Origin of the sequence: Streptomyces sp. AF1A (assembly GCF_047340315.1) — a bacterium.
Lineage (GTDB): Bacteria > Actinomycetota > Actinomycetes > Streptomycetales > Streptomycetaceae > Streptomyces.
Map to the genome: position 1 here is coordinate 15,242 of NZ_JBLEBI010000034.1, position 13,534 is coordinate 28,775.

Sequence of the window (13,534 nt, forward strand, 5' to 3'; positions counted from 1 at the left end):
CCCGGCGCGGCGGCCGGTCCACGGCCCGGTGCCGATACGGCTCATCCACCGGGTGCGGACGGGGTTCCGGCAGTTCGAGCCCGCGGTGCTCCACCGTCCCGTGCGGGTGCGGCTCGGACACCCGGTGGTGGGGCTCGCCCGGTGCCTCGTCCAGGCGCTGTCCGGGTGCCCCGGGGGCGCTCGGTTCCTCTCGGACGCGCTGGTCGGGGACCCGTTGCGGGGGCTCACTCGAAGCGTGCGGCGCCCCCTGACCGGACCGGCCCGGAGGTGTGGGCCGGTACCGGCAAGGGGCGCCCTGGTGGGCCTCGGCGGGCTCGTCGTCGCCGGAGTCGTCCGGCTGACCCGGCTTGGAGGGCGCGCCCCAGCCGAGGTCGTCCCGCGGCTCGCCGCCCTCGCGGGCCGGGCCGGCCTGGCGAGCCAGCTCCGCCCAGACCAGCAGGCCGAGGCCGTGTTCCTGTGCCCCCCAGGCCCGGCACAGCGCGTCCACGAGAAGCAACCCCCTCCCGTGCTCCTCGTCGGGTCGCTGCGGGGACGGGCGGGGTTCGCCGGGGGCACAACCTTCGTCGCGTACGGCTATGCGCACCATGTCGTCGTGGTCGTGCAGCTCGCACACGACGCGACTGCTCGCGGTGTGCACGATCGCGTTCGTGACCAGTTCGGAGATGACCAGAGCCGCGCTGTCGCAGGTGTCCGCGCACACCGACCAGCCGGTCAGCCGGGCGTACGTCAGGCGTCTCGCCTGGGCGACGGAACCCGGCTGTGCGGCCAGCTCGAAGCGGAACCGGCGCTCGGCAGCGCCCCCCTGAGGGGCGGCTGCCGCGGCTCCCCCGAGACCGGACCGGTCTGCGGCGGCGTCTGTTCCTAAAGGCACGGACGGAATCACGCCTGCCACTATCGCCCTGCCGTGGACACTTGGCAAGTATCACTCTGAAAAATGCAGAGTGCTGTGTGACTCGGTCAGAGGCCGTGGCAGACTGCTCGCAACAGCACGTCCAGCGGCGCCAATTGGGGCATCGAAGATCCAACCCGGTCTTCGACTGTGTCTTCGAATGGCGCCGCAGGGCTGTCAGGATGCTGCCGGTTCGGACGGAGGTGGAAACGTGAGCGAACCGCGGTCCGCGCCGACGGTGGGCCAGGTGGTCCTCGGGCGGCGCCTGCTGGACCTGCGGGAACGTGCCGGACTGAAGCGCGAGGACGCCGCCCGCGTCCTCCGTGTCGCCCCCGCCACCATCCGCCGCATGGAGATGGCCGAGGTCTCCCTCAAGATCCCGTATCTCCAACTCCTGCTGAAGGCCTACGGCGTTCCCACCGACGAGGCGGACGTCTTCGTCCAGCTGGCCGAGGAGGCCAACCGGCCCGGCTGGTGGCAGCGGTTCCACGACATCCTGCCGGGCTGGTTCTCCATGTACGTCAGCCTGGAGGGCGCGGCCTCCCTCATCCGCTCCTACGAACCGCACTTCGTCCCGGGGCTGCTCCAGACCGAGGACTACGCGCGCGGAGTGCTCAAGTCCGGTGCCGTCGGGCAGACGAGCCCGGAGGACATCGAGCGCCATGTGGCGCTGCGCATGCAACGCCAGGAACTGCTCACCCGCCCCGACGCCCCGCGCTTCTGGGCGGTGATGGACGAGACCGCGCTGCGCCGCACGGTCGGTGGCCCGGAGGTGATGCGTGCGCAGATCGACAAGTTGCTCGAGGCCACGAAGCTGCCCAATGTGACGCTTCAGGTCGCCCCGTTCGCCAACGGGCCGCACCCGGGGACCTACGGGCCGTTCGTGCTGTTCCGATTTGCCATGTCAGAACTGCCGGACATGGTCTACAGCGAGTACCTGACCGGCGCGGTCTATCTCGACGCGCGATCCGAGGTGGCGACCCACCTCGAGGTCATGGACCGCATGGCGGCACAGGCCGCAACGGCACAACGCACGAAGGAGATCCTCCGGGATCTCCGCAAGGAGCTGTGAATGGATCGCATCGAGCCGCGCGGACGGGTCTACAACGGCATGCCCGCACGGGAGTTGGGCACCGAGGGATGGCACAAGCCCTGGAGTGGCGGCAACGGCGGAAACTGCCTGGAGGCGATGAAGCTGGCCGACGGCCGGATCGCCGTGCGCCAGTCGACCGACCCCGACGGCCCGGCGCTGATCTACACCACGGACGAGATGACCGCGTTCATAGAGGGAGCCAAGGCGGGGGAGGCCGATTTCCTGCTTTCTTGACGCTGGTTACACGTTGCACCAGCCCAATTTCCCCGCAGTCAATGTGACGTGACCACACCGGCCGTGCTCGTCGAACCCCGTGTCGAGACCCGGCCCCCCGCCGTGGCGCCGCTGTCACACCCTCATCGGCCGATCCGTCGGGGCGATCGGGGCCGGCAGATGGGAGGCTCCCGTCAGATACCGGTCCACGGCCGCTGCCACCGCCCGCCCCTCCGCGATGGCCCAGACGATGAGCGACTGCCCGCGTGCCGCGTCCCCGGCGGCGAACACGCCGGGGACGTTGGTCGCGAAGCCGTCGTCCCGGGCGATCGTGCCGCGTGCGTCCAGCGCCAGCCCCAACTGGTCGATCAGCCCGTCCCCCCGGTCGGGCCCGGAGAACCCGAGGGCGAGCAGCACCAGGTCGGCGGGCAGGCTCCGCTCGGTGCCCGCCACCGGCTGCCGCCGCTCGTCGACCTCCACCAGGTGCAGCGACCGCACGTGCCCGCCGTCGCCGCTGAAGCGGAGCGTGGACGCCGCGAACAGCCGCGCGTCCGCGTCCGCCGCCGGTGCCGTACCCAGGTCCCGCGCCTCCTCGTGCGCCGCCGACAAGCGGTAGATCTTCGGGTAAGTCGGCCACGGCTCGGTGTCGTCGTCGCGCTCGGCACCCGGCTGCGCGTAGATGTCCAGCTGGGTCACGGACGCGGCCCTGTCGCGCACCGCGGTCCCCAGGCAGTCCGCGCCGGTGTCCCCGCCGCCGACGATCACGACATGCTTGCCGGCCGCGGACATCGGTGAAACCCGCAGATCCCCCTCGCACACGCGGTTCGCCAGCGGCAGATACTCCATCGCCTGGTGTATCCCGTCCAACTCCCGGCCCGGTACCGGCAGTTCCCGCCACGCCGTCGCACCCGTGGCGATGACGACGGCGTCGTACCGCCCTCGCAGCTCCGCCCCCCCGACATCCCGGCCGACCACCACGGACGTACGGAACCTCGTGCCCTCGGACCGCATCTGCTCCAGCCGCCGCTCCAGATGGCGCTTCTCCATCTTGAACGCGGGGATGCCGTACCGCATCAGCCCGCCGAGCCGGTCGTCCTTCTCGTACACCGCGACCGTGTGCCCCGCCCGCGTCAGCTGCTGTGCGGCGGCGAGCCCGGTGGGCCCGGAGCCGATCACGGCGACCGTCTTCCCCGACAACCGATCGGGGGGCCGCGCCGGGATGAAACCCTCCTCCCAGGCCCGGTCGGCGATCGCGCACTCGACGTTCTTGATGGTGACGGCCGGCTGGTTGATGGCCAGCACGCACCCCGCCTCGCACGGGGCCGGGCACAACCGCCCGGTGAACTCGGGAAAGTTGTTGGTGGCGTGCAGCCGGTCGCTCGCGGCCCGCCAGTCCTCGCGGGAGACCAGGTCGTTCCACTCCGGGATGAGATTGCCCAGCGGGCAGGCGTGGTGGCAGAACGGGACGCCGCAGTCCATGCAGCGGTCGGCCTGCTTGCTGATGATCGGCAGCAGCCCTCCCGGGACGTACACCTCGTCCCAGTCCCGCACCCGCTCCTCGACGGGCCGCCGCGGCCACTCCTGGCGCGGCGTGGTCATGAAGCCCTTGGGATCGGCCATGGTCGTCTTCCTCGCGTACGGGCACCGGAGGCGCCAGGTGTACGACGGGCCGTGCTGTCGTCGGACGGCGGCACATATCGGTACTCTTCCGGCCACGATACGTCCGTGCCGACGGCCGTGCAGAGTGGTGGACAGCGCTTTCTTCCACGGGGTGGGGGACCGGCGTGGTCAGGTGAGAGCCGGCACACGACCCGGCGTCGCCGCGGTGAGGACGGCGGTCCAACCGGGCGCCTGGGCGGCGGCACGGTTGAGGGTCCCGCGCCCTCAGCCCACGTCCGTCCCGGCGCCCTGCCAGGCCCGGAGCACTCTCTCCACGGCAGGGCCGATCCGGCGCCGCGCCTCCTGCCGTGGCACCCCCCTCATCAGCAGCTGGTCGTACGGCGTGTCCACGTGCCGCACGCCGGCCACGACCGCCGAGATCACCGCGCCCTCGGACAGCGCCCGCCCGGCCGCGCTGCGCCCCACGCGTCCGCTGCCCCGCGCGGAGGCGTGCGCGGCGATCGCCCGCGCCCTCTCGGCGGGACAGCCCGGGAACAGCCGCCGGATCTCAGCCGCGAACGCCGCCGCGAACCGCTCGTCCTCCACCGCCCTGCGCCGCGCGTCCCGCGCCCGCCGCCGACGCCGCGCCTCCGCGTCGGCCAGACAGCGCGCCTCCGCGCGGGCCAGCGCCGCCTCCTCCACGAGCACGCCCTGCCGTTCATAGCGGCCCATGCGCCGGTTGAACCGCACCACCACCGCCGACAAGGTGCTCTCCTCACGCGACCTGCGGGTCAGCGCCGTGTCCCCGCGCGGCAGGAACACCAGGTGCCCGAGGTCCGCGCAGTGCAGGCAGCGCGGCGCTCCGTCCTCCAGCACCAGCAGCGACAGCGGGCCGCGCCGGCACGCCGCACACCGCTTCTGCTTCAGCGGCTGGACGACGACAAGCCGACCGGGCGAGTGGGGAGTTGCGGGAAGCGCCATACGCGCTTCTTTCCCCGCCACCGCCCGCGCCTCCCACCTCACCCGACCGCCGCTCCCGGCCGGGCGCGGTGACTGTCGTCTCCTTGCGCGTCTTGCGGCTGGGTGTGGTGACTGTCCTTTCCTCGCGCGTCCTGCGGTCGGGTGTGGTGACTGACCTCTCCTCGCGGGCCTTCCGGTCGCGCGTCGTGAGCGCCCTCTGCCAGCACCCCTCCCGGGAGGGCACCCGCGCCGGCCGTTCGGTTCACCCGGCATCATGGGCCTGTGCGACTCGAAGCGATCACCTGGGACCGGCTCGCCGAACAGCTCGCCGACCGGCTGACCGGGCTGGAGGCGGCCGACGGCGGCGCTTGGCCGCGGGTCGGTTTCGACGGGGCTCCGGCCGCCCGCCCGGGAGACCTCGCGGAGCGCGTGGCGCAGGCGCTGCGGGTGCGCGGCCGGCCCTCGCTCGTGGTCGGTGCCGAAGGCTTTCTGCGCCCCGCGTCACTGCGCCTGGAGCACGGGCGGCGCGACGCGGAGTCGTACTTCAGCGGATGGTTCGACACCGGCGCTTTGTGGCGCGAGGTGTTCGGCCCGCTCGACCCCGGAGGCAGCGGGCGCGTCCTGCCCGACCTGTGGGATCCGGCCACCGACCGGGCCACCCGCAGTCCGTATGTCCAACTTCCGCCCGGTGGAATTCTGTTGCTGCACGGACCCCTCCTTCTGCGCCACTGGTTCCCGTTCGACCTGACCGTCCACGTCCTCCTCTCCCCGCCCGCCCTGCACCGCCGGACCCCTGAGGCCGACCACTGGATGCTCCCCGCCTTCGAGCGCTACGCGGCGGAGACCGACCCGGCCACCGCGGCGGACGTCCTGGTGCGTGCCGACGACCCGCGGCACCCCGCCTGGAGCGGCTGAGCCGGCAAGGCCTTCCCCGACGCCGGATCGGTCAGAGCCAGCCGTTGCGCCGGAATCCCCGGTACAGCGCCAGACAGACCGCCCCCATCACCGCCATGACCAGCGGATAGCCGAACCGCCAGTGCAGCTCCGGCATGTGTTCGAAGTTCATGCCGTAGACCCCGCACACCATCGTCGGCACCGCGATCACGGCCGCCCAGGCTGTGATCTTCCGCATGTCCTCGTTCTGCGCGACGGTCACCTGCGCGAGGTGGGCCTGGAGGATGGAGTTGAGCAGTTCGTCGAACGCGGCGATCTGCTCCTTCGCACGTATCAGATGGTCGAGCACGTCCCGGAAGTACGCCTGTATCTCGGGTGCGACCACCCGGATGGGGCGGGTGGCCAGGTCCTCCACCGGGCGGCCCAGCGGCACCACCACCCGCTTCAGCTCGAGCAGTTCACGCTTCATCTGGTAGATGCGGCCCGGATCGAGCCGCGTGCTCTCCTCGGAGAACACCTCCGTCTCGACCTGGTCGATGTCGGCCTGCACCGCGTCCGTGACGCTGAGGTAGTCGTCGACGACGTGGTCGGCGATCGCGTGGAGCACCGCCGCCGGTCCCTTCGCCAACTGCTGCGGATGCGCCTCCAGTTCCTCGCGCAGCGGGCCCAGTGAACCGTGCCGGCCGTGCCGGACCGTGATGACGAAGTCCTCGCCGACGAACAGCATGATCTCGCCGGTGTTCACCACCTCGCTGGTCGCCGTCAGTTGTTCGTGCTCCACGTAGCAGACCGTCTTGAACACCGCGAACAGCGTGTCGCCGTAATGCTCCAATTTCGGGCGCTGGTGGGCCTCGACCGCGTCCTCCACGGCCAGCGGATGCAGGTCGAACAACTCGGCGATGCCCGCGAACTCCTGGTCCGTCGGCTCGTGCAGCCCCAGCCAGACGAAACCCTCGCCGCTCTTGCGCACCATCTTCACGGCGTCCACCAGGTCGGCGCAGCCCGGCACCCGCACGCCGTCCTGATACGTCACGCAGTTGACCACCGACGAGCCCAGCGGGGACCTGGCGGGATGACTCAGGTCCACGCGCGGCTGCCGCCGGGCGAGCCGCGCCACCTTGCGCAGGCCGCCGACCCTGCCCAGCCCCGTGACCTTCCGCAGATTCCCTGCCATGGACATCTGGATCTCCTTGCGTGGATCCGCTCGCGCAACGCTTTCGCGCCTTGCCGGGCAAGTCTGCCAGCCCGGAGCAAAGCGCGGGCAAGCCTGTGGGAATGGCGGGTTCCGCTTGGTTCCCACCTGTGGACGGAGCACCGGCCAGTCCCGGGTTCGGACGGAGCGTCGGCCGGTCCCGCGTTGGGGTGGAGCGCCGGCCGGTTCCGGGTTCGGGTGGGGCGTCGGCCGGTCCTGCGTTGGGGTGGAGCGTGGGCCGGTTCCGGGTTCGGGCGGAGCGCCGGCCGGTCCTGCGTTGGGGTGGAGCGTGGGCCGGTCCCGCGTTCGGATGGAGTGCCGGCCGGTTCCCGGGTTCGGACGAGGGGCCGACCGGCCCGCAGGCGCGGGGCGGCTGGGATGATCGCGGTATGACGCCATCCGACGACGGATACCTCCTGGACAACCGGCAGAACGAAGCGGGAGAGCGCTTCGACGCCTTCGCCACCCTCTTCGATCCCACGACCTTCCGGCACATCGAGGGGCTCGGCATCGCGCCGGGCTGGCGCTGCTGGGAGGTCGGGGCCGGTGGTACCTCCGTGGTGTCCTGGCTCGCGGGGAAGGTGGGTCCCGCCGGCAAGGTCGTCGCCACCGACATCGACACCTCCCGGCTCGATTCCGTGGCCCGCCCGCCGGTGGAGGTCCACATCCACGACGTGGGTGCGCAGGAGCCGCCGGAGGAGGGCTTCGACCTGGTCCACGCCCGGCTGGTCCTCGTCCACGTCCCGGACCGGGAGCGGGCGTTGAGAACGATGATCCAGGCGCTACGGCCCGGCGGGCGGCTGCTGATCGAGGACGCGGACCCCGCCCTCCAGCCCCTGAGCTGCCCCGACGAGTACGGCCCCGAGCAACGGCTCGCCAACCGGCTCCGGCAGGGCTTCCGCAAGCTGCTCGCCGACCGCGGGGCCGACCTGGCCTACGGCCGCAAGCTCCCCCGTCTGCTCAGGCAGGCCGGGCTGCTGGAGGTGGAGGCCGATGCCTACTTCCCGATGACCTCGCGGGCCTGCACCGCTCTGGAAGCGGCGACGGTACGTCAGATCCGCGACCGGCTCGTCACGGCGGCCCTGGCCACCGACGAGGAGATCGACCAGCACTTGGCCCATGTCGAGCGAGGCGACATGGACCTGGCCACGGCACCGATGATCTCGGCCTGGGGTCGCAAGGCCTAGTCACCGGTGTCCGCATCCGCCGGGCGACCCGGGCGCCGTGTCCACGCGCCGACGACGCGAGCGGCCGCAGAGCCGCAGCGCAGTCACTGGGTGTGCAGGCCCGGTGCTGTACTCGTCGGCGGCGGGCGTTCGGCCGTGGCGGAGTGCCTCCGCACCCGGCACGCGGGCCGCCGCACCCGGCACGCGGGCCGCCGCACCCGGCACGCAGCCCCAACTCCCGCCCCCACGAGGCCCTGCATACAGCCCCGGCCTCCCGTCGCCCGGCTCGGAGCCCTGATTCCCGCGCCTCTCCTCGTTGGCGTGCACACAGCTCCGGCCCCGCCGCCCGGCATGCAGCCCTGGCCATCGTTGGCCGGCTCCCGGCCTTGGCCTCCGCACCCATCGTGGGACGGACAACCGCGGCCCACGCCTCGCTGCCGTACTCCTTCAGGGCGCCGTCCCCTGTGTTCAGGCGCCGCCCCCACGCGTTCAGGCGCCCTCCCCCCTGTGCGGTGGTCGGCCGCCGACGCGGCCCACTGCCTCCGCGCCCGCCCGGCAGCCGTGAGCTGCCGCCTCCTCCGGGGGCGCGCCCGCCAGGTGGGCGGCGAGGAAAGCGCCGGTGAAGGCGTCGCCGGCGCCGGTGGTGTCCCGAGGGACGGCCGGTGCGGCCGGGATCCGGGTCGGGGGGCTGCCGGACCGGGCCACCAGCGCTCCGTCGGCTCCCGCCTTGGCCACCACCAGCGGCACGAGACGGCTCAGCTTGGCCGCCGCGTCCACCGGATCGGGCAGGCCCGTCAGCAGACACGCCTCGTCCCGGCTGGGCAGCAGCACCTCCAGCCCTTCCGCGAACGCCAGGAAACGGTCCACCCCCCACGCCGCCAGGAAACCCGCCGAGGCCGGATCCATGCTGACGGGCACGCCACGCGCGCGTGCCGCGGTGAGCGCCGCCCGCGCGAGCGCCCGGCTCGGCTCGGAGAACAGCAGGTAGCCCGAGAGGTGAAGCCAGGAGACGCCGTCGAGCAGGGTGTCCGACCAGTCGGCGGGTTCCAGACGCAGCGACGCCCCGCTGTCCGTGAGGAAGGTGCGCTCGGCCGCCGCACCCGTGTCGACGAGGCAGACCACCGTCCCGGTCGCCGCATCCGGGTCGACCACCAGCCGGGGCCGCACTCCGGCTGCGAGCAACTCGCGTTCGTGCCACGCCGCCGCGTCCGCGCCCACCCGCCCGAGGAGCCGTACGTCCGCACAGCCCGTGTGCGCAGCCCAGCAGGCCACATTGGCGCCCGCGCCGCCGGGCAGCGTCCGGATCACCGCGGCGGTGTCGGTGCCGGACGCCAGCGGTCCCCGGTGCCGGGCGACCACGTCCGTGACCACATCCCCGACGACCAGCAACGCCCCCTTCCGTCCCGGGGTCACCCCCTGGCCCACGCCGCGGCGATCCGCGCCGCCAGCCGCACATTGCCGCGCACCGCCGCCAGGTTGGCGCTCAGCGAAGCGCCGTCCGTGTGCCGCACGAGGTAGTCCAGCAGGAACGGGGTCACGGCCTGACCGGTGACGCCCTGCTGCGCACAGGCGTTGAGCGCGTCGTCGAGCACGCGCGCGTGCACCTCCGGGTCCAGCTGTTCTTCCTCCGGCACCGGGTTGGCGACGATCAGCGCCGACTCCGGCGCGTCCAGCGCGTCCTGTGCACGCATGACGGCCGCGACCTCGTCCGGGCTGCCCAGCGTCCAGTCCACCAGGTGCCCCGAGTCGGACAGATAGAAGCCGGGGAACCGGTCCGTGCAATACCCGGCGACGGCCACACCGAGCGTCTCCAGCCGCTGCAGGGTCGCCGGCACGTCCAGGATCGACTTCACGCCCGCGCACACCACCGTGATCCTGGTGCGCGCCAGCAGCCCCAGGTCGGCCGACTCGTCCTGCGTCGCCGTCCACTCCCGGTGCACCCCGCCCAGCCCGCCGGTGGCGAACACCCGGATACCCGCGAGCGCCGCCAGCTGCGCGGTCGCCGACACCGTGGTCGCCCCGCTCGCCCCCGCCGCCACGGCGAGGGGCAGGTCACGGTGGCCCAGCTTGCGGATGCCGTCCTCGTTCGCGACGCGCTCCAGCTGCTCCTTGTCCAGGCCGATCCGCGGGCGTCCGTCGAGCACTGCGACGGTCGCCGGCACCGCGCCCTCGCGCCGCACCGCGTCCTCCAGCTCCAGCGCGACCTGCAGATTGCGCGGGCGGGGCAGTCCGTGCGCGATGATCGTGGACTCCAGCGCCACCACCGGCCGCCGCGCGTCGATCGCCTCCCGGACTTCTTCCGACATCACCAGCACCACGTGCCCGCCTCCTGTCCGTCGGTCCTTCCTCATCTCTGGCGGGCGTCGCCCCCGGTTAAACGCTTGCGGCTTGTGGGCGACACCACCAGCCTGGGCCGCATGACGAACAACACCCCGCGTCTTGACCACGTCGTCCTGTGGGTGGCCGATCCGGTGGCCGCGGCGGGCTTCTACGAGGCGGCCGTCGGACTGGAACCGCTGCGAGTCGCCGAGTTCGCCGAGGGAAAGGTCTCCTTCCCCTCCGTCCGCGTCAACGAGGAGACCATCCTCGACCTGGCCCCGCGCACCCTCGCGGACCGTATGAAGATGCTGCCCGGCTCGGCCGGCAGCGCCGGCCACCCCGTCAACCACGTGTGCCTGTCCCTGTCGGCCGACGCCTTCGACGACCTGCGCAGCCGGCTGCGCCGGCACGGCGTCACCATGACCGACATCGGCCACGACTCCTTCGGCGCCCGCGGCAGGGCCACCCGGAACTTCTACTTCCGGGACCTCGACGACAACGTAATCGAGGTCCGGCACTACGCCGAGTAGACCTTTGCGCGCCCGCGCGACGGGCGCGCGGGCCGCACCGGATCAGAACAGCGGCTCGGGCAGCACGCCTTCCAGGGCGAGCAGCCTCCGCTTGGTCTCCAGGCCGCCGCCGAAGCCGCCGATGCCGCCGTCGCTCTCCACCACCCGGTGGCAGGGCACGACCACCGGCAGTGGATTGGCGCCCATCGCCGCGCCCACCGCCTGGGCCCCACCGGGCTGCCCTACCCGTCCGGCGAGATCGCCGTACCCCACCACGCTGCCGTACGGCACCCCGGACGCCAGCTCGCGCAAGACCTGGCGGTTGAACCCGGAGATCAGCGACCAGTCCAGCGGCAGGTCGAAGTCCTGCCGCTCACCCGCGAAGTAGGCCCGCAGCTGGCGTATCGCCTCGGTCAGCAGCGGGGCGTCCGGATCCTCCACCGGCGCTCCACCGAGCCGGGCCGTCAGCCGCTCCAGCGCCCGGTCGCGCACCGCGTCCGTGGCGTGGAAGACGACGTTGACCAGTCCGTCCCGGGTCGCCGCCAGCATCAGCGGGCCGATGTCGGTCCCGACGACGGTCCACACGACCCGCTGCTCGTCCTGCCCATGGCTGTCCATGCGCCCACGGTACGACCCGCCGCTGACAACGCCCGCCCGGCTCAGCCCGAGCCCAGCGCGGCCCGGACCACGTCGGGCTTGTTGGTGATGATGCCGTCGACGCCGTACCCGGCGACCTTGCGCGCGGTGGCCGCGTCGTTCACCGTCCAGGCGAACACCCTGAGCGGCCTGCCGTGCGGCCCGTCGACGGTGTGCACGGCCGCCACGTAACCGGCCGAGAGGGACCCGTACGACGGATTGACGAGGTCGCAGAAGCGCGCGTACTGAGGCAGCTGTGCCTCGGACGGCGCACCGAGGAAGGCGGTGGTGAGCGCGGGCTTCAGCTCGTGGACGGTCCGCACGCTGTCGGCGCTGAAGCTCTGTACGACGAGCCGCCCCAGGTGGCGGCGGTCCAGCCAGCCCTCGTTGCCGAGGAGCTTCAGGGTCTGCTGCTCGATGCCCGGGTACAGCTGCGGGTTCTTGATCTCCAGAAGCAGGCTCTCGTGGTTGTGCTCGACCCGGCGCATGTACTCCTTGAGCGTCGGCACGCGCGTGCCCGCGTACGCGGGGGAGAACCAGCCGCCCGCGTCCAGCCTGGCGATCTCGGCGCCGGTGAAGTCCTTCACCTTCCACGGTGCCCGGCCGGGGAAGACGTCCTCGACGTTCGTGGTGCGCTGCAGGCTGTCGTCGTGGATGACCACCAGTTCGCCGTCCTTGGTGCGCTGGACGTCGTTCTCGACCCAGGTGAAGCCCAGCTTCGCCGCCTTGTCGATCGAGGCCAGCGTGTTCTCGGGTGCGTAGGCGGAGGCGCCCCGGTGGGCGATCACCCTGGGCTTGCCGACCTCGCCCGCCCGGGCGTCGGAGGTGGGGCTCACGAGGGCCGCCGTCGCCAGGGCCAGCGCGGCCAAGGTCGCGACTACGCGCGCGTGCATGCGTACTCCTTGCGTCGTGCGTGTACGGACAGCACCAGACTGACAGCAGAGGGTCATCGACACACGGGTGCACGATGGCCACACATGGACGGAAGACGCCCGACGGCACTCACCGGTGCCGCACAACCGGGGAAGGGAGTGTTTCTTTGCCGGAAAATCGTTCGACCATTCCGGTGGGGGTCATACTCTCTGCGACAACCCTGGCCGCCCTGGCGGTCCTGGGACGGGGGAGATTTCAGGTATTCCGGGACGCAAGTGGGCGGAAGGGCAGCCGCGGATGCAAGGCACGGTCGACGGATTCAGCTATGGGGCCGTCACCCCGTTGGTGGCCTATCTGATGGCCTGCCTCGGCGGCGCTCTCGGTCTGCGCTGCACCACCCGGTCCCTGCTGGTGACGCACTCCTGGCGGCCGGCCTGGCTGGCCCTCGGCGCGGCCGCGATCGGCTCCGGGATATGGACCATGCACTTCGTCGCCATGATGGGCTTCAGCATCAAGGAGACGCCGATCCACTACGACGAGACGATCACCTACGCGAGCCTCGGGCTCGCGGTCGTCATGGTCGGCGTCGGGATCTTCATCGTCGGCTACCGGGGCGCCACCGGTACCCCGCTGTTCACCGGCGGCACGATCACCGGCCTGGGCGTCGCCTCGATGCACTACCTCGGCATGGCCGGCATGCGGTTCCACGGGCGGTTCACCTACAACACGCTCACCGTCGCCGCCTCCGTCGTCATAGCGGTCGTCGCCGCCACCGCCGCCCTGTGGGCCGCCGGACGCGTCCGCGGCTTCCTGTGGAGCGTGGGCGCAAGCCTGATCATGGGGCTCGCCGTCAGCGGCATGCACTACACCGGGATGGCCGCCCTGACCGTCCACCTCGACGGCACGCCCCACGGCGCCGCCGACTCCCCGTCCGTCCTCGTCCCGATGCTGATCGGGCCGCTCGCCTTCCTGCTCATCGCGGGGGTCGTCGTGATCTTCGATCCGCTGACGGTCATGGGCGGGCCCGACTGGACACCCGTCGAGCACAAGCCGGGCGTCCCGGCCGCCGCCGTCGCCTCCCACACCGACCGCCGGACCGCGCTGCAGGACGGGCAGCGGCCGGCCCGCCGGCCCCGGCACCAGGGCGACCGCACCCCGCAGAAGCGATGATCGGGACCCGTTGTCAGTGCG

At 72.2% G+C, this 13,534-nt stretch carries 13 protein-coding genes and 1 pseudogene; 6 read left to right on the forward strand and 8 right to left on the reverse strand.

The genetic code is table 11. The features are described 5' to 3' along the window. Nucleotides 1–289 precede the first annotated feature (289 nt). Nucleotides 290–892: pseudogene (locus ACLU3S_RS13355) on the reverse strand (ATP-binding protein); the annotation flags it as partial. Nucleotides 893–1,100: 208 nt separating this feature from the next. Here ACLU3S_RS13355 and ACLU3S_RS13360 point away from each other — a divergent pair. Then, complete coding sequence (locus ACLU3S_RS13360) at nucleotides 1,101–1,961, forward strand: helix-turn-helix domain-containing protein (protein ID WP_413952012.1); 861 nt, start codon at nucleotides 1,101–1,103, stop codon at nucleotides 1,959–1,961. After that, nucleotides 1,962–2,216 (forward strand): DUF397 domain-containing protein, encoded by a 255-nt coding sequence (locus tag ACLU3S_RS13365; protein ID WP_413952013.1) that lies wholly within the window; start codon nucleotides 1,962–1,964, stop codon nucleotides 2,214–2,216. A gap of 114 nt (nucleotides 2,217–2,330) precedes the next feature. On the opposite strand, the gene ACLU3S_RS13370 is transcribed toward ACLU3S_RS13365, so the two are convergent. Next, nucleotides 2,331–3,815 (reverse strand): glutamate synthase subunit beta, encoded by a 1,485-nt coding sequence (locus ACLU3S_RS13370; protein WP_413952014.1) that lies wholly within the window; start codon nucleotides 3,813–3,815, stop codon nucleotides 2,331–2,333. Between the two features lie 264 nt (nucleotides 3,816–4,079). Beyond that, on the reverse strand, nucleotides 4,080–4,775 hold the full coding sequence (locus tag ACLU3S_RS13375) for a DUF2293 domain-containing protein (protein WP_413952015.1): 696 nt from the start codon (nucleotides 4,773–4,775) through the stop codon (nucleotides 4,080–4,082). 261 nt (nucleotides 4,776–5,036) lie between these two features. Between ACLU3S_RS13375 and ACLU3S_RS13380 the strand changes: the two genes are divergently transcribed. Then, nucleotides 5,037–5,669, forward strand: coding sequence for a uridine kinase (locus ACLU3S_RS13380; RefSeq protein ID WP_413952016.1), 633 nt, complete (start codon nucleotides 5,037–5,039; stop codon nucleotides 5,667–5,669). 31 nt (nucleotides 5,670–5,700) lie between these two features. Here ACLU3S_RS13380 and corA read toward each other — a convergent pair whose 3' ends face one another. After that, nucleotides 5,701–6,828: a magnesium/cobalt transporter CorA gene (gene corA, locus ACLU3S_RS13385; protein ID WP_413952017.1), complete on the reverse strand. Its 1,128-nt coding sequence runs from the start codon at nucleotides 6,826–6,828 to the stop codon at nucleotides 5,701–5,703. A gap of 401 nt (nucleotides 6,829–7,229) precedes the next feature. Here corA and ACLU3S_RS13390 point away from each other — a divergent pair, with 401 nt between their 5' ends. Beyond that, nucleotides 7,230–8,027, forward strand: coding sequence for a methyltransferase domain-containing protein (locus ACLU3S_RS13390; RefSeq protein WP_413952018.1), 798 nt, complete (start codon nucleotides 7,230–7,232; stop codon nucleotides 8,025–8,027). A gap of 468 nt (nucleotides 8,028–8,495) precedes the next feature. Here the strand turns inward: ACLU3S_RS13390 and ACLU3S_RS13395 are convergent, their stop codons facing one another. Beyond that, on the reverse strand, nucleotides 8,496–9,431 hold the full coding sequence (locus ACLU3S_RS13395) for a carbohydrate kinase family protein (RefSeq protein WP_413952019.1): 936 nt from the start codon (nucleotides 9,429–9,431) through the stop codon (nucleotides 8,496–8,498). Further along, a complete protein-coding gene (locus tag ACLU3S_RS13400; RefSeq protein ID WP_413952020.1) occupies nucleotides 9,416–10,324 on the reverse strand; it encodes a pseudouridine-5'-phosphate glycosidase in 909 nt (302 codons plus the stop codon). Before ACLU3S_RS13400 ends, ACLU3S_RS13395 begins: the two co-directional genes overlap by 16 nt. A 99-nt stretch (nucleotides 10,325–10,423) precedes the next feature. Here ACLU3S_RS13400 and ACLU3S_RS13405 point away from each other — a divergent pair, with 99 nt between their 5' ends. Then, complete coding sequence (locus tag ACLU3S_RS13405) at nucleotides 10,424–10,855, forward strand: VOC family protein (protein WP_413952021.1); 432 nt, start codon at nucleotides 10,424–10,426, stop codon at nucleotides 10,853–10,855. A 42-nt stretch (nucleotides 10,856–10,897) separates the two neighbouring features. Here ACLU3S_RS13405 and ACLU3S_RS13410 read toward each other — a convergent pair whose 3' ends face one another. Next, nucleotides 10,898–11,452 carry a methylated-DNA--[protein]-cysteine S-methyltransferase gene (locus ACLU3S_RS13410; protein ID WP_413952022.1) on the reverse strand — a complete coding sequence of 185 codons (555 nt, stop codon included), beginning with the start codon at nucleotides 11,450–11,452 and terminating at the stop codon, nucleotides 10,898–10,900. A gap of 41 nt (nucleotides 11,453–11,493) precedes the next feature. Beyond that, nucleotides 11,494–12,363 carry a glycerophosphodiester phosphodiesterase gene (locus tag ACLU3S_RS13415; RefSeq protein WP_413952023.1) on the reverse strand — a complete coding sequence of 290 codons (870 nt, stop codon included), beginning with the start codon at nucleotides 12,361–12,363 and terminating at the stop codon, nucleotides 11,494–11,496. A gap of 277 nt (nucleotides 12,364–12,640) precedes the next feature. On the opposite strand from ACLU3S_RS13415, the gene ACLU3S_RS13420 reads away from it, so the two are divergent. Continuing rightward, nucleotides 12,641–13,513: an MHYT domain-containing protein gene (locus tag ACLU3S_RS13420; RefSeq protein WP_413952024.1), complete on the forward strand. Its 873-nt coding sequence runs from the start codon at nucleotides 12,641–12,643 to the stop codon at nucleotides 13,511–13,513. The last annotated feature ends 21 nt before the right edge of the window (nucleotides 13,514–13,534 follow it).